General features: G+C 70.8%; 20 protein-coding genes. 4 read left to right on the top strand and 16 right to left on the bottom strand.

Annotation, left to right across the window (positions count from 1 at the left end; genetic code table 11):
- Positions 1-56 precede the first annotated feature (56 nt).
- Complete coding sequence (locus OG538_RS06585; protein ID WP_406091092.1) at positions 57-641, top strand: TIGR03086 family metal-binding protein; 585 nt, start codon at positions 57-59, stop codon at positions 639-641.
- A 68-nt stretch (positions 642-709) separates the two neighbouring features.
- The gene (locus OG538_RS06580; RefSeq protein WP_406091090.1) at positions 710-1,342 is read left to right on the top strand and encodes a DsbA family protein; all 633 of its coding nucleotides are present in this window, start codon (positions 710-712) and stop codon (positions 1,340-1,342) included.
- Positions 1,343-1,357: 15 nt separating this feature from the next.
- Here OG538_RS06580 and OG538_RS06575 read toward each other — a convergent pair whose 3' ends face one another.
- From OG538_RS06575 to OG538_RS06510, 14 genes are all read right to left on the bottom strand, one after another.
- Positions 1,358-2,116 carry a sirohydrochlorin chelatase gene (locus OG538_RS06575; protein ID WP_406091088.1) on the bottom strand — a complete coding sequence of 253 codons (759 nt, stop codon included), beginning with the start codon at positions 2,114-2,116 and terminating at the stop codon, positions 1,358-1,360.
- Between the two features lie 8 nt (positions 2,117-2,124).
- Positions 2,125-3,051: an ABC transporter permease gene (locus tag OG538_RS06570; protein ID WP_406091086.1), complete on the bottom strand. Its 927-nt coding sequence runs from the start codon at positions 3,049-3,051 to the stop codon at positions 2,125-2,127.
- Positions 3,038-3,826, bottom strand: coding sequence for an ABC transporter ATP-binding protein (locus OG538_RS06565; RefSeq protein WP_406091084.1), 789 nt, complete (start codon positions 3,824-3,826; stop codon positions 3,038-3,040). The genes OG538_RS06570 and OG538_RS06565 overlap by 14 nt, the downstream gene beginning before the upstream one ends.
- 33 nt (positions 3,827-3,859) lie before the next feature.
- Entirely contained in the window at positions 3,860-4,975 is a 1,116-nt protein-coding gene (locus OG538_RS06560; protein ID WP_406091082.1) for an aliphatic sulfonate ABC transporter substrate-binding protein, read from the bottom strand.
- A gap of 243 nt (positions 4,976-5,218) precedes the next feature.
- The gene (locus OG538_RS06555) at positions 5,219-6,562 is read right to left on the bottom strand and encodes a sulfate adenylyltransferase subunit 1 (protein WP_406091080.1); all 1,344 of its coding nucleotides are present in this window, start codon (positions 6,560-6,562) and stop codon (positions 5,219-5,221) included.
- A 1-nt stretch (position 6,563) separates the two neighbouring features.
- Positions 6,564-7,499, bottom strand: coding sequence for a sulfate adenylyltransferase subunit CysD (cysD, locus tag OG538_RS06550; RefSeq protein ID WP_148021566.1), 936 nt, complete (start codon positions 7,497-7,499; stop codon positions 6,564-6,566).
- Complete coding sequence (gene cysC, locus OG538_RS06545) at positions 7,496-8,041, bottom strand: adenylyl-sulfate kinase (RefSeq protein ID WP_389129757.1); 546 nt, start codon at positions 8,039-8,041, stop codon at positions 7,496-7,498. Before cysC ends, cysD begins: the two co-directional genes overlap by 4 nt.
- A gap of 23 nt (positions 8,042-8,064) precedes the next feature.
- Positions 8,065-8,781, bottom strand: a complete 717-nt coding sequence (locus tag OG538_RS06540; RefSeq protein ID WP_406091077.1) for a phosphoadenylyl-sulfate reductase — start codon at positions 8,779-8,781, stop codon at positions 8,065-8,067.
- Positions 8,778-8,957 (bottom strand): hypothetical protein, encoded by a 180-nt coding sequence (locus OG538_RS06535; protein ID WP_406091075.1) that lies wholly within the window; start codon positions 8,955-8,957, stop codon positions 8,778-8,780. Before OG538_RS06535 ends, OG538_RS06540 begins: the two co-directional genes overlap by 4 nt.
- The gene (locus OG538_RS06530) at positions 8,954-10,651 is read right to left on the bottom strand and encodes a nitrite/sulfite reductase (RefSeq protein ID WP_406091074.1); all 1,698 of its coding nucleotides are present in this window, start codon (positions 10,649-10,651) and stop codon (positions 8,954-8,956) included. Before OG538_RS06530 ends, OG538_RS06535 begins: the two co-directional genes overlap by 4 nt.
- Positions 10,652-10,765: 114 nt before the next feature.
- Positions 10,766-10,849, bottom strand: coding sequence for a putative leader peptide (locus OG538_RS06525; protein ID WP_310739661.1), 84 nt, complete (start codon positions 10,847-10,849; stop codon positions 10,766-10,768).
- 160 nt (positions 10,850-11,009) lie between these two features.
- Positions 11,010-11,618, bottom strand: a complete 609-nt coding sequence (locus OG538_RS06520) for a GNAT family N-acetyltransferase (RefSeq protein ID WP_406091072.1) — start codon at positions 11,616-11,618, stop codon at positions 11,010-11,012.
- 81 nt (positions 11,619-11,699) lie between these two features.
- Positions 11,700-12,956, bottom strand: a complete 1,257-nt coding sequence (locus OG538_RS06515; protein WP_406100009.1) for a GAF domain-containing protein — start codon at positions 12,954-12,956, stop codon at positions 11,700-11,702.
- 461 nt (positions 12,957-13,417) lie between these two features.
- On the bottom strand, positions 13,418-15,055 hold the full coding sequence (locus OG538_RS06510) for an acyl-CoA dehydrogenase family protein (RefSeq protein ID WP_406091070.1): 1,638 nt from the start codon (positions 15,053-15,055) through the stop codon (positions 13,418-13,420).
- A 74-nt stretch (positions 15,056-15,129) separates the two neighbouring features.
- On the opposite strand from OG538_RS06510, the gene OG538_RS06505 reads away from it, so the two are divergent.
- Entirely contained in the window at positions 15,130-16,230 is a 1,101-nt protein-coding gene (locus OG538_RS06505; protein ID WP_406100008.1) for a YihY/virulence factor BrkB family protein, read from the top strand.
- Positions 16,231-16,239: 9 nt separating this feature from the next.
- Here the strand turns inward: OG538_RS06505 and OG538_RS06500 are convergent, their stop codons facing one another.
- Complete coding sequence (locus OG538_RS06500; RefSeq protein WP_406091068.1) at positions 16,240-16,602, bottom strand: CU044_2847 family protein; 363 nt, start codon at positions 16,600-16,602, stop codon at positions 16,240-16,242.
- Between the two features lie 56 nt (positions 16,603-16,658).
- Here OG538_RS06500 and OG538_RS06495 point away from each other — a divergent pair, with 56 nt between their 5' ends.
- Positions 16,659-17,375, top strand: coding sequence for a DUF6597 domain-containing transcriptional factor (locus tag OG538_RS06495; protein WP_406091066.1), 717 nt, complete (start codon positions 16,659-16,661; stop codon positions 17,373-17,375).
- A gap of 174 nt (positions 17,376-17,549) precedes the next feature.
- Here OG538_RS06495 and OG538_RS06490 read toward each other — a convergent pair whose 3' ends face one another.
- Entirely contained in the window at positions 17,550-17,945 is a 396-nt protein-coding gene (locus OG538_RS06490; RefSeq protein WP_406091064.1) for a VOC family protein, read from the bottom strand.
- Positions 17,946-17,978: the final 33 nt, after the last annotated feature.

The raw sequence follows: 17,978 nt of genomic DNA, 5'->3' as shown, positions 1-17,978 counted from the left end.
CCGTCTGTCGCCTTTCTTCAAGACCGTGAGCGGTGCTCCTTCCTAGAGTGGGGGCCATGAAGACCGAGCACACCCATATGACCGAATGCGCCGCCGAAGCCGCTCGAGTGGCACGCGCGGTCCGCCCCGAACAGCTCGACGCCCCCGTCACCCCCTGCGCCGGCTGGGACGTCCGCGGGCTCATCAACCACTGGGTGCTCTACACCTCGCACGGCATGGAGCACCGCGCCCTGCGCACGGAGATCCCCGAGGAACTCACCGTCCGGGACTTCACGGCGGACACCGACTGGGCCGAGCAGTACGCGGCCCAGCTGGACCGTGCCGTCGCCGCCTGGTCGGACCCGGCCGTCTGGGAGGGCACGATCGGCACCGGCGATTCGGCCGGCCAGGCCGCGGACACCGCCGCGATGCTCATCGAGGAGACGGCCCTGCACGGCTGGGACGTGGCCCGGGCCACGGGTCAGGAGTTCCGGCTCTCCGACGCGGCGGCCGCCCATGTCCTGGGGATCGTGGAGAAGACCGCCGCGCTCTACCGGCAGTACGACGGCTTCGCCGACGAGGTCGACGCCGACGCGGGCGCATCCGCCTTCGAGCGGGCGCTGGCCCTGAGCGGTCGCGATCCGCAGTGGAACGCCGGATGAGAATGGCCCATCGCCGCGGGCGCCAAATGGCCCGTGGGGGTGAGCCACCGGCTGGCTAGGCTCCTTCCATGACCACTCACCGCAGCCCGGGCACGGGCAGGGCCGTCGTCGACTTCTACTTCGACCCGGCCTGCCCGTTCGCCTGGATCACCTCCCGCTGGATGCTGGAGGTGGAGCAGCAGCGCGACATCGAGCTCCGCTTCCACGTGATGAGCCTCTACCTGCACAACACCGGCAACGAACTCCCCGACTGGTACCGCACTCTGGTCGACAAGTCGATCGGTCCGGTACGCGTCGCCGCCGCCGCGGCCGGACTGCGCGGCGAGGGTGTGCTGCGCGACCTGTACACGGCCTACGGGACCAGGATCCACCAGCAGAAGAACGAGGACTTCGACGAGGTGATCACCGAGGCCCTCGACGAACTCGGCCTGCCCGCCGAACTGGCCGCGGCCGCGCACGATCCGGCGTTCGACGAGGCGGTACGCCGCAGTCACGACGCCGGCAAGGACCCGGAGGCGGACGGATACGTGGGCACACCCACCCTCCACGTCGACGGGACCGTGTGGTTCGGCCCCGTGCTGCGGGCGGTGCCGCGCGGCGAGGAGGCGGCGCGCCTGTTCGACAGCTTCCGGGTGCTCGCCGGCCACGAGGACTTCTTCGAGCTCAAGCGGACCCGCACGGGCAGCCTGGACGCGGGCTGAGACAGACGCGGCAGCCTACGCGCTGATCCGGGCAGACCCGGCGCTGCGGACACGCGCCTCGTCGTACCGGCCCAGCAGCAGCCGCGCCAGCTCCGGCGACGGTCCCAGCACACCGGCCAGCACATCGGCCCCGGCCTCGGCCGCCCCCGTCGCGATGCGGTCCGGGAGGCGGCCGGGCGCGATGACGTACGGGGCGACCGCCACCCGCCGCACGCCGTCGGCCCGCAGGGCCCGTACCGCGTCCTCGGTACGGGGATGAGATGCGGAGGCGAACGCAGGCCGCACGGAACACCAACCGGTGTGCCGCAGCTCCCGCGCGATTTCAGCGATCACTGCGATCGCCTCCGGGTCTGTGGAGCCCGCCGAGGCCAGGACGAGCCCGGTCGAGCTTCGATCGCCGGGGCGGACCCCGGCCTCGTACAGCCGCCGCTCCAGGGCGGAGTTCAACAGCGGCGAGGGGCCGAGCACCTCGGCCTGCCGCACCCGCAGCCGCGGCAGCCGGGCACGCGCCTCGCGCAGGACCGCCGGGATGTCGGACTTGGCGTGGAACGCTCGGGTGAGCAGCAGGGGAAGGGCCACCACCTCACCCGCCCCCTGCGCGTCCAGCCGTTCCAGGACACGCGGCACCGAGGGTGCGTTGAAGTCCAGGAAACCGGTCTCCACCCGCAGCCCTGGCCGCAGCGCCCGTACCCGCGCGGTGAGCGCGTGCACGGTCGCCGCGTGCCGCGGATCGCGGCTGCCGTGGGCGATGACGAGAAGGACCGGAGATGTCATGACGCCTCTCAGTTCTTGACGAGGAGACCGCGGCTGCGCAGCACCCACCGCTCCAGCGGACTGAAGATGAGCAGATCGATCGCGATGCCGACGAAGAGGATCAGGATGATGGCGAGGAAGATCCCCGGCATGTCCGCGTTGTTGCGGCCGTTCTCCAGCAACTGGCCCAGTCCCAGGCCGAGGTCCGGCGACGAGGCGATGATCTCGGCGGCCATCAGCGAACGCCAGGAGAAGGCCCAGCCCTGTTTCAGACCGGCCAGATAGCCCGGCAGGGCGGCCGGCATGACGATGAACCAGGTACCCCGCAGACCGGTCGCGCCCAGGGTCCGCCCCGCCCGGAGGAAGAGCGGCGGCACCTGGTCGACGCCGGACACCAGGCCGTTGGCGATCGAGGGCACCGCGCCCAGAAGGATGACCGCGTACATCATCGAGTCGTTCAGGCCGAGCCAGATCACGGCCGGAGCCACCCACGCCACGGACGGCAGGGACTGCAGCCCGGACAGGATCGGGCCGATCGCGGCACGGACGAACTTCACCCGGGCCACCAGCAGTCCGAGCGGCGTGCCGATGGCGACGGAGAGCAGGAAGCCGAGCAGACCGCGGGAGATGCTGGTCCACACCACCTCCAGCAGGGTTCCCTGCCGCCACATGTCGCCGAGGCTGTCCCAGACCGCGGAGGGCGAGGGCAACTTGTAGTCCTCGGTCACCTGCGCCCAGACGAGCAGCTGCCAGACGACGACGACCAGGGCCACCGCCAGCAGCGGCGGCAGGACCTTGCGGAGCAGCACCTCGCGCACCGGGGTGCGGTGCACATGTACGGCGTCCAGCGCGTCCAGGCCCGCCTCCAGACCGGCCAGGTCGTCCTGCTTGACCGCGTCGGACCCGCCGCCCCCACCGGACCCCGGTGCGTCCGACTTGATATCAGTGCTGGCCATGACGGCGGATCTCCCCACGCAGTTGTTCGGTGATCTCGACGGACAGTTCCGCCACCGCGGTGTCCTCGATGCGGCGGGGCTGCTCGATGTCGACCGTCCACTCGCGGGCGATCCGGCCGGGGCGGGAGGAGAGCAGCACCACGCGCTCGGCGAGACGTACCGCCTCGCGCACGTTGTGCGTGACGAAGAGGACCGAGACGTTCGTCTCGCGCCAGATCCGGGTCAGCTCGTCGTGCAGAACGTCCCGGGTGATGGCGTCGAGCGCGGCGAACGGCTCGTCCATCAGCAGCAGTTGACTGTCCTGGGCGAGCGCGCGGGCCATCGCCACCCGCTGTCGCATGCCGCCCGACAGCTCGTGCACCCGCTTGCCGTACGCCCCGCTCAGGCGCACGAGCTCCAGCAGCCGCTCCGCCTCCGTGCGGCGTTCCGACTTCGGCACGCCGCGCAGGCGCAGCGCCAGCTCGATGTTCTTGCCCGCGGTCAGCCACGGGAACAGCGCGTGCTCCTGGAACATCAGGGCCGGCCGCCCGCCGGGGGTCTCGATGGAGCCCCCGGTCGGGCGGTCGAGTCCGGCCACCAGGTTGAGCAGCGTCGACTTTCCGCACCCGGAGGCTCCCAGGAGGGTGACGAACTCGCCCGGGGCGACATCGAGCGTGATGTCGTCCAGGACCAGCTGCGCTCCCGTGGGTCCGGCGAAGGACTTCGAGACATGTGCGATACGGGCGGCGTGCCCGACCGCGACACGGTCCTCGGCCTTGGTGAGGGTGTTCGCCATGGTCGTCACCTCCTGGGATCTTCGAGCGGCTGGTTACTTGACGCCGAGACCGGCGTCGGCGACCTCGGGCTTGCCCGCGGCCTTGAGGACCTTGTTCAGCGGCTTCAGGTCGTAGATGCCCTTGAGGTCGGGCTCCTCCAGCAGATCGGCCTTCACCGCGTGCTCAGCCTCTGCGTCGAGAGTGGCGGCCAGCGGGTCGTCGGTGATCTGGATCGACTTCCAGGCAGGGTCGATGATCTCGGCCGGCAGCTCCTTGCCGGTGAGCTTCTTCAGGGCGGTGTTCGCGGAGGCCTTCGCCTTGTCGGGGTTGGCGTTGATCCACGCGTTCGTGTTCACCGAGCCGCGCAGCACCGCCTCGACGACGTCCGGGTGCTCCTTGAGGAACTTCTGCGACACGATGATGTTCGTGATCACGAACTTGCCCTCGGGCCACAGCGTCGACTCGTTCAGCAGCTCCTTGGCCCCCTCGGCGACCAGCTTGGACGCGGTCGGCTCGGGAACCCAGGCGCCGTCGATGGAGCCGGACTTGTAGGCGTCCGGGGTCACCTTGTTGTCCGTACGGACGACGGAGACGTCGCCCTTGCCGCTCTGGGCGTCGACCTTCCAGCCCTTTTCGGAGATCCAGTTGAGGAAGGCCACGTCCTGGGTGTTGCCGAGCTGAGGGGTGGCGATCTTCTTGCCCTTGAGGTCGTCCAGGGTCTTGATCTTCTTCGGGTTGACGACCAGCTTCACGCCGCCGGAGGCGGAACCACCGATGATCCGCAGGTTCTGGCCCTTGGACTTGGTGTAGCCGTTGATGGAGGGCGAGGGGCCGATGAAGCCGATGTCGATCGAGTCGGCGTTCAGCGCCTCGATCTCGGAGGGACCCGCGTTGAACGTCGAGGTCTTGAGCTGGGTGCCGCCCAGTTCCTTCTGGAACAGTCCCTCCTGGTCACCCACGAGGGCGGTGGCGTGGGTGAGGTTCGGGAAGTACCCGATCCGCACGGTGTCGGCGGAGAGCTTCTTTCCGTCGGCGGCGACGTTCGCCTTCTCGGCGTCGTCGTCCTTCGCCTCGGAGCCGTAGCCGCAGGCGGTGAGCGCCACGGCGAGCAGCGGCAGAGCGGCGGCAGCGGCAAGGCTGCGGCGAAGGGTGGTACGGGGGGCAGACACGGGAGGTCTTCCTCTCGGAGGCCCGGTGCTCACGTCCCTCGGAAGTCCGGGGACGCGACCGGGAAGTCGGCAGGTCTTCGTCTGAACTGGCGGTACAGGCGGTGCGGTTGGTGCTGCCGGGCGCGCAGGCAGTGCGCGTACGTCAACGCGCACATCGCGCAACCCCGCCCTGGCCGCTGCCGAGGGCGCCGCTGCCGACCCGGCCGCCCTCCTTCGCGAAGGTCGAGAAGACGTCGGTGTTCATCAGAAGTCCCACTCCGCGTCGTCGTCCGACGGGGCCTCGGGCTGCGCCACGGCGGCGAAGGAGGCGCCCGCCATGCCGGCCGAGAGCGTGGTGCCGTCGGCCGGGTCGATCAGCAGGAAGGACCCGGTGCGGCGCGAGTCGGCGTACGCGTCGAGCGCCAGGGGCTCGGCGGTGCGGACGACGACCCGGCCGATGTCGTTGGCGACCAGCCGGCCGGGGGCCGGGTGCTGCGAGAGGTCGTCGAGGGTCAGGCGGGACGGGATGTCCTTGACGATCGCCTTGACCGTGCGGGTGGTGTGCTTGATCAGGACCCGCTGGCCCACGGTGAGCGGCTCGTCAGCGACGTGGCAGACGGTCGCCTCGACGTCCTGGGTGACGGCGGGGGAGTCGTTCGCCGGGGCGATGAGGTCGCCGCGCGAGACGTCGATGTCGTCGGCCAGGCGCAGGGTGACCGACTGGGGGGCCCAGGCGATGTCCACGCTGTCGCCGAGCAGGTCGATTCCGGCGATCGTCGACGTACGGCCGGAGGGCAGAACGGTGACGGGCTCGCCGACGCGGAACACACCGGCGGCGATCTGGCCGGCGTAGCCCCGGTAGTCGGGGAGCTCGGCGGTCTGCGGCCGGATCACGTACTGGACGGGGAAACGGGCGTGGCAGGCGGTGAGGTCATGGCTGACCGGGACCGTCTCCAGGTGTTCCAGGACCGTCGGGCCGCCGTACCAGTCCATGTTCGCGGACGGCTCCACGACGTTGTCGCCGGCCAGGGCGGAGATCGGGATCGCGGTGATCTCCGGGACGCCCAGGGAAGCCGCGTAGGCGGTGAACTCCTCGGCTATGGCGGCGAACACCGGCTCCGCGTAGTCGACCAGGTCCATCTTGTTCACGGCCAGCACCACGTGCGGGACGCGGAGCAGGGCCGCGACGGCGGCGTGCCGGCGGGTCTGCTCGACGACGCCGTTGCGGGCGTCGACCAGGACCACGGCCAGCTCGGCCGTGGAGGCGCCCGTCACCATGTTGCGGGTGTACTGCACGTGGCCCGGGGTGTCGGCGAGGATGAACCGGCGCCGGGTGGTGGCGAAGTAGCGGTAGGCGACATCGATGGTGATGCCCTGCTCGCGCTCGGCCCGCAGCCCGTCGGTCAGCAGCGCCAGGTCCGGCGCCTCCTGGCCGCGCTTGCGGGACGCGTCCTCGACCGCTTCCAGCTGGTCGGTGAGGACCGACTTGGAGTCGTGCAGCAGCCGTCCGACGAGGGTGGACTTGCCGTCGTCGACGGACCCCGCGGTGGCGAACCGCAGCAGTGTGGTGGTCGACAACTGCTCGGCCAACTGGGTAGGTGTGGTCATGTTAGAAGTACCCCTCGCGCTTACGGTCTTCCATCGCGGCCTCGGACATCTTGTCGTCGGCGCGCGTCGCGCCCCGCTCGGTGAGCCGGGAGGCGGCGATCTCGGTGATCACGGCGTCCAGCGTGGTGGCGTCGGAGTCGACGGCACCGGTGCAGGACATGTCGCCGACCGTGCGGTAGCGCACCTGACGGGTCTCGACCGTCTCGTGCTCCTTGGGGCCGCCCCAGTCGCCCGCGGTCAGCCACATGCCGGAACGGTTGAAGACCTCGCGCTCATGGGCGAAGTAGATCTGCGGGAGCTCGATGCCCTCGCGCTCGATGTACTGCCACACGTCGAGCTCGGTCCAGTTGGAGATCGGGAAGACCCGGACGTGCTCACCGGCGGCGTGCCGGCCGTTGTAGAGCTGCCACAGCTCGGGGCGCTGGCGGCGCGGGTCCCACTGGGAGAACTCGTCACGCAGCGAGAAGACCCGCTCCTTGGCGCGCGCCTTCTCCTCGTCGCGGCGGCCGCCGCCGAACACCGCGTCGAAGCGGTGCTGCTGGATCGCCTCGGTCAGCGGCACGGTCTGCAGCGGGTTGCGGGTGCCGTCGGGGCGCTCGCGGAGCTTCCCGGCGTCGATGTACTCCTGCACGGATGCGACGTGCAGGCGCAGCCCGTGCTCGGCGACCGTGCGGTCGCGGTATTCGAGGACTTCGGGGAAGTTGTGCCCGGTGTCCACGTGCAGCAGTGTGAACGGCACCGGCGCGGGCGCGAACGCCTTGAGTGCCAGGTGCAGCATCAGGATCGAGTCCTTGCCGCCGGAGAACAGGATCACCGGCCGCTCGAACTCCCCCGCCACCTCGCGGAAGATGTGCACGGCCTCGGACTCCAGCGAGTCCAGGTGGCTGAGTGCGTACGGATTGTCGGTGCCTTCCGACACAGTCGCGACGGTCGTCACGCTGCACCCCTCTCGCTCAGCAGCGCGTACAGCTCCGCCGCGGACTCCTGCACGGTCTGCTGGTGCGACTCGATCCGCAGATCGGGCGACTCGGGTGCCTCGTAGGGGTCGTCCACCCCGGTCAGCCCGCTGATCTCGCCCGCCGCCTGCTTGGCGTAGAGCCCCTTCACATCGCGTACCGAGCACACCTCGACCGGAGTGGCGACGTGCACCTCCAGGTACGCGGTGCCCTCCGCCATGTGGCGCTTGCGGACCGCGTCACGGCTGTCCGCGTACGGGGCGATGACCGGGACCAGCACCTTCACGCCGTTGGCCGCCAGGAGTTCGGCGACGAAGCCGATCCGCTGGACGTTGGTGTGGCGGTCCTCGCGGGTGAAGCCGAGGCCCGCGGAGAGGAACTCGCGGATCTCGTCACCGTCGAGCACCTCCACCCGGTGGCCCTCGCCGCGCAGCCGCCCGGCGAGTTCGTACGCGATGGTGGTCTTGCCCGCGCTCGGCAGACCGGTCAGCCAGACGGTGGCTCCCGTCTCCGTCACGCTCATCGAAGTCTCCTGATCAGTCGTCATCAGTCGTGCAGCCCGCATTCGGTCTTGCCGCGCCCGGACCAGCGTCCGGCCCGTGCGTCCTCGCCCTCCAGTACCCGGCGGGTGCAGGGGGCGCAGCCCACGGACGCGTAACCGTCCATCAGCAGCGGGTTGGTGAGCACCCCGTGCTCGGCGACGTACGCATCGACGTCGTCCTGCGTCCAGCGCGCGATCGGTGAGACCTTGACTTTCTGCCGCTTCTCGTCCCAGCCGACCACCGGGGTGTTCGCCCGGGTGGGGGACTCGTCGCGGCGCAGGCCGGTCGCCCAGGCCGCGTACGAGGTCAGGCCCTCTTCGAGTGGCTTGACCTTGCGCAGCTTGCAGCAGAGGTCCGGGTCGCGGTCGTGCAGCTTCGGCCCGTACTCGGCGTCCTGCTCGGCCACGGTCCGGCGCGGGGTCAGGGTGATGACGTTGACGTCCATCACCGCCTCCACCGCGTCACGGGTGCCGATGGTCTCGGGGAAGTGGTAGCCCGTGTCGAGGAAGACCACGTCCACGCCCGGCAGTGCCCGGGAGGCGAGGTGCGCGACGACCGCGTCCTCCATCGACGACGTCACACAGAACCGGTTGCCGAAGGTGCGGGTGGCCCACTGGAGGATCTCCAGTGCGGAAGCGTCCTCCAGCTCCCGGCCCGCGCGCTCGGCGAGCTCCCTGAGCTCGGCCGCGGAGAGCTCCTCGCTCTGCAGAGTGTCCGTCATATTCCGCCCCCTTCACCGTTGTTGCGCTCCAGTCCCCGGGCCAGCAGGCCCAGGAACTTCAGCTGGAACGCCCGGTTGCAGGAGCCGCATTCCCAGGCCCCGTGCCCCGTCTCGTGGGGACGCAGGTCCTCGTCGCCGCAGTACGGGCAGTGGAACGGTGCAGCGCGCTCGCTCATGACAGCGACTCCGCACTGGCCCGGGCCGCCCAGGTCGCGAAGCGCTCGTCGTCCTCGCGCTCCTTCTGGAAGTTCCCGAGCACCCGCTCGACGTAGTCGGGCAGTTCGGCCGAAGTGACCTTCAGGCCACGGACCTTGCGGCCGAAGCCGGCCTCCAGGCCGAGTGCGCCGCCCAGGTGCACCTGGTACCCCTCGACCTGGTTGCCCTCGTCGTCCAGCATGAGCTGACCCTTGAGGCCGATGTCCGCGGTCTGGATGCGGGCGCAGGCGTTGGGGCAGCCGTTGATGTTGATGGTGAGCGGCTCGTCGAACTCCGGGAGGCGGCGCTCCAGTTCGTCGATGAGCGCGGCGCCGCGCGCCTTGGTCTCGACGATCGCCAGCTTGCAGTACTCGATGCCGGTGCAGGCCATCGTGCCGCGGCGGAACGTGGACGGCTTCACCTGGAAGCCGAGTGCCTCCAGACCGGCGGACAGCGACTCGACCTGGTCCTGCTCCACGTCGAGGATGATCATCTTCTGCTCGACGGTGGTACGCACCCGGCCAGAGCCGTGCGCCTGCGCGAGGTCGGCGACCTTGGCGAGGGTAGTGCCGTCGACGCGTCCGACACGGGGCGCGAACCCCACGTAGAACCGGCCGTCCTGCTGCGCGTGGACCCCGATGTGATCGCGCCAGCGGCTGCTGGGCTCCGCGGGCGCGGGTCCGTCCAGCAGCGGGCGCTTGAGGTACTCGTCCTCCAGGATCTGACGGAACTTCGCGACGCCCCAGTCGGCGACCAGGAACTTCAGCCGGGCGCGGTTGCGGAGGCGGCGGTAGCCGTAGTCACGGAAGATCCCCACGACACCGGCCCACACGTCCGCCACCTCGTCCAACGGCACCCAGGCGCCCAGGCGTTCAGCCAGTCGCGGGTTGGTGGAGAGGCCGCCGCCGACCCAGAGGTCGAAGCCGGGGCCGTGCTCGGGGTGCTCGACGCCGACGAACGCGATGTCGTTGATCTCGTGCACCACGTCCTGCACCGGGGAGCCGGAGATGGCGGTCTTGAACTTGCGCGGCAGGTTGGAGAACTCCGGGTTGCCGATGTAGCGCTCGTGGATCTCGTCCAGCGCCGAGGTGCCGTCGATGATCTCGTCGGCGGCGATGCCGGCCACCGGGGAGCCGATCATCGTGCGGGGGCAGTCACCGCACGCCTCGGTGGTGGAGAGGCCGACGGCCTCCAGCTTCTCCCAGATCGCCGGGACGTCCTCGATGCGGATCCAGTGCATCTGGACGTTCTGACGGTCGGTGATGTCCGCGCTGCCGCGGGCGTACTCCTGGGAGATCTCGCCGATGACGCGCAGCTGCGCGGTGGTCAGCCGTCCGCCGTCGATGCGGACCCGCATCATGAAGTACTTGTCCTCGAGCTCCTCGGGCTCCAGGACCGCCGTCTTGCCGCCGTCGATACCGGCTCGCCGCTGCGTGTACAGGCCCCACCAGCGCATGCGTCCGCGAAGGTCGTTGGGGTCGATCGAGTCGAACCCGCGCTTGGAGTAGATCGTCTCAATGCGTGTCCGCACGTTGAGACTGTCGTCGTCCTTCTTGAACTGCTCATTGCCGTTCAGCGGGGTGTAGTGCCCCAGGGCCCACTGACCTTCGCCACGGTGGCGTCCGGCCTTGCGGCGGGGCGCGGCGGGCGCGGGCTGTTCCGGGCTAGCGGCCATGACGGTACGTCCTTCGGGACTGCAGGAGGGCGGCTCTGAACTGCACACTCGCGTCTGGGCGCGGCGGTGCGCAGGGTTTGCAGAGAAAGGGTGATCGCGGCGGTGCTGGGACTCTCAGCTCGCCGGACAGATGGCGCTGGACATGCGGCCGAGGTCGACGTGGCGTCGACTCACCAAGGCAATTCCAGTTCCAGGCATGACGGAAGCGTGTCACGCGGGTCTCGGAGCAGTCCACCACTATCCATGATGTGGACGAGACTGTCCCGAAAGGCGAGACGATGTGGCGCCCGTCACGTACCGGACGGGCGCCTGGTGTCCGGAAAAACGGACAACCGTGTGCATTTCTTACGGGGGGCGGCTACGGAAGCAGTTCCCGGCCGGCATCCGGCCACGGGCCCGGGGTGGCGACATCGGGCTCCAGCTCCGTCCGGGTCTCGAACAGCCGGAAGCCGCGACGCAGGTAGTTGCCCCTGGCGTGCGGCCCGTCCTTGGAACAGGTGTGCACCCACACCCGCTTCGTCGCGGGCCGCTCGGGCCACCGCTCCGCCAGGTCCCAGGCGCGGGCGACGCCGTAGGAGAGCAGGTGCCCCCCGATCCGGCGGCCCCGGAAGGCCGGGACGAGGCCGAAGTACATGATCTCGACCACGCCGTCGTCCTGCGGGTCCAGTTCGACGTAACCGGCCGGCGTTCCGTTCACATACGCCACCCATGTCTCCGCGCCCGGCCGGTCCAGGGCTTCCTGCCACTGCGCGTACGTCATCGACAGCCGGTCCGTCCACTGGATGTCGCCGCCGACCGCCGTATAGAGGAACCGGCTGAACTCGGGCAGCGGCACCTCGGACCGGACGATCCGCACCTCCGGCCCCGGCACGGCCGAGGGCCGCAGATCATCGGGGGAGGTCTGCTCCAGGGACCAGATGGTCACCTCGGCGAGGGCGGGATCGGAGGGGCGCTCGGGGTTGCTCATGACTGCCAGAGAACCACGTCCCCCCGCCCCGGCCCAAGCCGGTACCCGCCAGAAGCCGCCCCGGACCTGCGGGAACGGGGTTCAGGTGGCGCTACGGGCCCCCACCACCACCGGCGCCTTCGACCGCGGCAGCAGATCGCCCGGGTGCTCCGGACCGATCACCTCCACCTCGACGCCGTCGCCGAAGCGGTACGGGCGGTGCGCCAGCACCTCCGCGAGATGGCGCCGCAGCCGCGAGATCTCGGCCCGGATCGTCACCGTCCTGCTCGGGTCGCCGAAGAGGTCCTCCGCCAGCTCGGAAGCCGTACGGCCCTCGGGGTGCAGGGCCAGTGCGTACAGCAGCTCGGCGTGGCGCGGGGAGAGCCGCTGCGTCCACGTGCCCACCGGGCTCACCACGTTCACCGCCAGGCCGCGCGGCAGGCTCAGATCGAGTACGACGCGGCGCGGCGGGCTGTCCATCGCGCCGTCCGCCACCTGCACCAGCCAGCCGCCCGGCAGCGGCTCCACCCGGCACATCCCGAGCGAGGGCAGCCACACCCTGCCCGGCTGCACGGACTTCGGCAGCGGCAGCCGGTCCACCGGTGGCATCCCGGTGACGGCGGCCAGCCAGCCGTTCGCGTCGACCGCCAGCGCCCGGCCGCCCAGCCGGCACAGCAGCGGCGCCGCCACCGAGCGCAGCCGGTCGATCGACTGCAGATGCCGGGTCCTGATCTCGCTCTCGGCCAGCCGGGCCACCGAACCGACCAGTGCGAGCGTCGTGGGGTGGAAGGTGTTCGCCGGACCACTGATGTCGACGATCCCCATCAGCCGGCCGTCCCGCGGATCGCGCACCGGGGCCGCCGCGCACGTCCACCCGTGCAGACTGCGCACGAAGTGCTCCGCGGAGTGGACCTGCACCGCTGCGCGCGAGGCGAGCGCCGTACCGATCGCATTGGTGCCGGTGATCTCCTCCGACCAGGCGGCACCCTCGGCCAGACAGATCTCGTCGGCCCGGCGCAGGATCGCCGTGTTGCCCTGGCGCCACAACACCCGGCCCTCCACATCGGTGACCACCATGATCTGCTGCGACGCGTCCGCGATGCTCACCAGACCGTCGCTGAGCAGCGGCATCACCTCGCCCAGCGTCGAACTCCGGCGCCGGTGCTCGACCTCCTCCAGCTCCAGCAGCACGCTCTGGGTGGACTGCTCCGGGTCGATACCGCTGCGCAGCACCCGGTCCCACGAGGCCCCGATCTCCGCACGCGGCCGGACCGGCATCCTCTCTCCCGACATCCGGGCCTCCCGGGCCCGGTGAAGCAGGCGCGTGGACCGGTCGGCCCCCTGCGCGGCCGACCGCATCACATCGACAGGACTCGTCTCCACGTCGGATTCCCCCTAGGGCCTGTTTCGAAAGTAGCGCCGTCCGCCCGGAGGGCGGGCCCGGCGGCGTCCGGTGCGTGCGATCGCAAGGCGGAGGGGCGCCCCGATACTGGGTGTATCGGGATGATCCCGACAACGCGGCGAGCGTGCGTGCCAGACGCCGCCGGGCAGGCGGGACTTTCGAAACCCGCCCTAGGTGCCGGCGTCAGTACAGGGGCCGTGCCAAGGGCCACGAGGCCCATCCTGCCGCTTCCGGGACCCCGGCGTCGCAACTCCACACAATGGTTGCAACCCTCTGCAACTCTGGCGACGGCCCTTCGGCCGTACAAGAGTGGCGGCACACCGCACGGAGGGGTTCCGCCTCGAAGTCCGGTGTGCACAGCATGGGGGGTGGTGCCGTGTCGGCGCAGCACCACCCCCTGTTGCTGACCCGCCGGGGGTCAGCGCTCCACGGGCCGGGCCCGTTCCACGACCGACGCCAGGTCCAGGGTGTGCGGCAGTGTCCCGAAGGCCGAACCCCACTCCCCGCCCAGGCGTGACGCGCAGAACGCGTCGGCGACCTCCGGGGGAGCCCAGCGCACCAGCAGCGAACCCTGAAGCACCAGTGCCATCCGCTCCACGACCCGGCGGGCCCGCGCCTCGATCCCCTGCAGATCGGCAAGCTCGGTCAGCAAGCCCTTGATCGCCCCGTCGAGACGGTGATCGGCGCCCCGTGCCCGCCCCACCTCCTGGAGGAAGGCGTTCAGCGCCAGCGGCTCCCGCTGCAGGGCCCGCAGCACATCCAGCGCCTGTACGTTCCCCGAGCCCTCCCAGATCGAGTTGAGCGGGGCCTCGCGCAGCAGCCGGGGCATCCCCGACTCCTCCACGTAGCCGTTGCCGCCCAGGCACTCCAGCGCCTCGGCCACCAGCGGGGTGCACCGCTTCGTCACCCAGTACTTCGCCGCGGGCACGGCGATGCGCAGGAACGCCGACTCGCTCTCGGTCCCGGCGTCGTACGCGGCCGCGAGCCGCATCGCCAGCACCGTCGCGGCCTCCGACTCCAGCGCCAGATCGGCCAGCACGTTGCGCATCAGCGGCTTGTCGACCAGCACCCCGCCGAACGCGCTGCGGTACGTGGCGTGGTGCACCGCCTGCGCCACCGCCTGCCGCATCAACGCCGCGGAACCGGTCACACAGTCCAGCCGGGTCGCCGCCACCATGTCGATGATGGTGCGTACTCCACGCCCTTCCTCACCGATCCGGCGCGCCCACGTACCGTCGAACTCGACCTCCGCCGAGGCGTTGGACCGGTTGCCCAGCTTGTCCTTGAGCCGCTGGATCGCGAACACGTTGCGCGTGCCGTCCGGCAGCACCCGGGGCAGCAGGAAACACGTCAGTCCGCCCGGGGCCTGCGCCAGCACCAGGAACCCGTCGGACATCGGCGCCGAGCAGAACCACTTGTGCCCGGTGAGCAGATACTCCCCCTCGGCCGCCAGCGGCTCGGCGCGCGTCGTGTTGGACCGCACGTCCGTGCCGCCCTGCTTCTCCGTCATGCCCATCCCGAGCAGCGCCCCGGTCTTCTGCCCGGCCGGCCTCAGCTCCTCCTCGTACACGTGCGAGGTCAGCAGCGGCTCCCACTCGGCGGCGACCGCCGGATCGGTCCGCAGCGCGGGGACCGCCGCGTGCGTCATCGAGAGGGGGCACCCGTGGCCGGCCTCCGCCTGCGTCCACACCAGGAAGCCGGCGGCCCGGCGCGCATGCCCGCCCGGCCGGTCCCAGGCATCGGTCAGACCGGCGGTGACGGCATGGCCGAGCAGCCGGTGCCAGGCCGGATGGAACTCCACCTCGTCGACGCGGTGCCCGTAGCGGTCGTGGGTGCGCAGCCTCGGTGGGTTCTCGTTGGCCTGCACGCCCCACTTCGCGGCCTGGGCGGATCCGGCGGACCGGCCGAGCTGGGTGAGCCCGTCCCGCGCATCGCCGAGCAGCTCGGCCGGGAGGTGTCGCTCCACGGCTTCGGTGAGCACCTGGTCCGCGCCGAAGACGTCGTAGCCGAGGAGAGGAGGGGCCTGGTTGGACACTGTGTGGGTGGTGGCTGCCATGCCGATACGGTAAGGACGTGCAGGCAGCAAATGAAACACCCGAGCGGCCACCGGGCCGGCTCCACCGGGCCAGAGTGCTCTACCGCAACGTGTCCAAGCGCCAACTGGCCTGGCAGTTGCTGAAGGACACCGTCAATTCGTGCATGGAGTACCGCATTCTGGGACTCGCCGCCGAGGCGGCGTTCTTCACCCTGCTGTCCCTGCCTCCGCTGCTCCTCGGGCTGATCGGCCTGCTCGGTTACGTCGACGAGTGGACCAGCACCGCCACGGTCGCCTCCATCGAGCGCAACATCCTCAGTGCCGCCCACACGGTGCTGTCCGAGCGCGGCGTCAACGACTTCGCCAAACCCCTCCTGGCGGACGTCACCACCGGGGCCCGGCCCGATGTCATCTCGATCGGTTTCGCGATCGCGCTCTGGTCCGGTTCGCGCGCGGTCAACGTCTTCATCGACACGATCACGGTGATGTACGGGCTCGACGGCCAGCGCGGCATCGTCAAGACCCGGATGCTCGCCTTCCTGCTGTACGTGGTGGCTCTGCTGCTGGGAGCGGTCGTGCTGCCGCTGCTGGTGGTCGGCCCCGACCGGGTCGTGGAGTTCATCCCCTGGGGCACCGAGGTCATAAGCGTCCTGTACTGGCCGCTGGTGATACTCCTGTCCATCGCCTTCCTCACCACGCTCTACCACGTGTCCGTCCCCGTCCGCTCTCCGTGGATAGAGGACATGCCGGGCGCCCTGATGGCGCTGGCGATGTGGGTGGTCGGCAGCTTCCTGCTGCGGATCTATCTCACCAGTACGGTCGAGGGGCCCACGATCTACGGCTCGCTGGCAGCCCCGATCGCCGTGCTGTTGTGGATCGGCATCTCCGCGTTCGCGGTACTGGTGGGGGCCGCGGTCAACGCGGCCATCGACCGGGTGTGGCCGTCGGTGGCGACGGCCGCGGCACGTGCGGCCAACGACCGGGTGCGCGCGGCCCAGGCAGCCGAGTTCGTGGCCCGCGCCCAGGCGGAGAGCCGGTACGAGGGCCCGGACGACGACGGGGATGAGGGGGACAGCCCGTACATGCCGTCCGAGTTCCCGGAGCGGTGGTCGCGGTTCCTGCCGCCGGACGACGTCAAGTCCCGGCTGCAGCCGAGCCGCGAGAAGGAGACCGACAAGCCGCAGCCGCAGGAGTGAAGGCGGCCGTCACGGGGCGGGCGGGGTGCCCGGGGCCGCGGCCGCCTCGGCGGACGAGCCCGGCGACCACGACAGCTTGACCGTCAGATGGCCCTCCAGCGCACTCTTCGCGATCACCGCCCCGGCCTCCGCGGTGATCTTCACCCCGAACTCCAGCTCCACCCCGTCCGGCTTCAGGGTGCCGTCCCGGAACACCGCGAGCGCCGACTCGGCCGCTGACCGGATGCCCTGGAGCGCCTCGTCGAAGGTGCGCTCCGCGCGGGCCAGCGCATGGCCGTCGCGTGCGACCAGCTGCGCACCCGGAGTGTGGCGGTCGACCTCGACCGTCACCGTCTCGCCGCTGTCGGTGGTGAACTGCATCAGTGCCGCCATGACCGCCCCCGGTATGCCGATCCGCCCGTTCTCCGTCAGTCGACGAGACTAGTGCCATGGGCGACAGGTACGAAGAGCGCGCGTCACGCGTGGACGGTGCGCATGTCTGGACCCTGACGGTTCCGCCGGGAGCGGTCCATCCGGTGCTGCCCGACGGGTGCATGGACCTGCTCTGGGCCGACGGCCGGCTCCTTGTCGCCGGCCCCGACACCTATGCGGAAGCCCCGTCCGGTTCGGCCGGCGGCAGCTACGCCGGTATCCGCTTCGCCCCCGGCACCGCGCCCGCACTGCTGGGCGTACCGGCCCACGAACTGCGGGACCGTCGCGTCGCTCTGGCCGATCTGTGGCCCGGGGCACTGGTCAGGGAGCTCACCGAGCGCGTCGCCGCCGCCGCCGATCCGTCTGCCGCACTGGAGGACATCGCCGTGCACCGGGCAGCGGACACCTGCCCGCCGGACCCGGCCATGCGGTCCGTCGCCGCGCACCTGGGCAGCGGCCGCACCGTCGCACAGACCGCACAGGCGGTCGGCCTCGGGGCCCGTCAGCTGCACCGCCGCTCGCTGGCCTCCTTCGGATACGGGCCCAAGACGCTCGCCCGGGTGCTGCGGCTGCAACGGGCGCTGGCGCTCGTACGGACAGGGACGCCGTACGCCCGGGCCGCGCTCCTGGCGGGCTGCGCCGACCAGGCGCATCTCGCGCGGGAGATGCGCGAACTGGGCGGGACCACCCTGACTGAGTACTTCGCCCCGTCGCGGCCGTTGCCCCAAGGCTGATCACCCTCTGAGGGCCGTCCCGCAATTTGCGGCGGGCGCACGGCCACAACACCCCGCCGCGTCGTCGGAACGCCCCGAAGGTGACGCGGACGCCTCCGTCCACCTCGGCGGGCGGTGCACGGCGGAGCCGGTGCCGGGCCGCGTGTACGCCGGGGTCCCCTGATCCGCGTCGCCTCAGGAGGCTGCCGCGGCGAACAGTGACACCGCGCAGCCGTCCGGGTCGAGGACCACGGCGTACCGCTGCCCCCACACCGCGTCCCACGGCTCCAGGTGGCCCCGGTACCCGGCGCCGGTCAGGTCGTCGTAGACGGAGTCGACCTCCGTCGGGCCGTCGCAGAGGAACGCGAGGCCCAGCCGCTCCCCGCCGTTCGCCGCGGCCCACTCCGGGTCGAAGGAGCGGACGACGTCCTCGGTGTCCCACAGCAGTCGCTGCCCGCCCGGGAGAGTCACTTCGACATGGGGTGCGGATTCCGCGCCGGCGGGGATGTCGAGGCCGAGACGGCGGTAGAAGGCGAGCGATGCGGCCAGATCCGCGGTGGTGATGGCGATCGCGTCGAGTCGTGGAGTCATGATCCGACCGTAGGCCGGGAGCCGGCCCACGGT

This window comes from Streptomyces sp. NBC_01013, from assembly GCF_045162765.1.
Taxonomy (GTDB): domain Bacteria; phylum Actinomycetota; class Actinomycetes; order Streptomycetales; family Streptomycetaceae; genus Streptomyces.
Note: the sequence above shows the minus strand (reverse complement) of the source record. Positions and strands in the feature narration are given on the sequence as shown.